Annotated in this window: 1 protein-coding gene; it reads right to left on the bottom strand. The window is 71.5% G+C overall.

Annotation, left to right across the window (positions count from 1 at the left end; all coding sequences use genetic code 11):
- A partial coding sequence (locus tag AAHM41_RS40395) for a transposase (RefSeq protein ID WP_342242286.1) occupies positions 1 to 386 on the bottom strand: 386 nt, incomplete at both ends.

Genomic DNA, 386 nt, shown 5'->3' with positions numbered 1-386 from the left:
AGCGTGGACCAGGTGAAGTCCCTGAAGCGGCGGGCGGGGCCGCCGGTGCGCTCGGCGTCCGCCTGTGCCGCCGCCAGCTCGGCCGTGATCTCGGCCACGAGCCGGCCGTTGCGGGCGAGGCCGAACAGGTAATCGACCGCATGGCTCTCGCACCATGCCATGAGGCCCTCCCGACAGAAGCCGCTGTCGGCGCGCAACAGGATGCGCACCCGGGGCCAGCGGCGCCGGATCTGGGCCACGAGGCGGGCCACCTCCTCGACCGCTCCCGCCGCCGCATCGATGTTCGAGCGCCGGAGCTTCGCGGCCAGCAGATGGCGGCCGCAGAACACATAGAGCGGCAGGTAGCAGTAGCCGCCATAGTAGCCGTGGAAGAACCGGCCTTCCTG

It is taken from the genome of Inquilinus sp. OTU3971, from assembly GCF_038440215.1.
The sequence above is the reverse complement of the archived record's forward strand: the minus strand, read 5'-3'. Positions and strand labels throughout refer to the sequence as shown.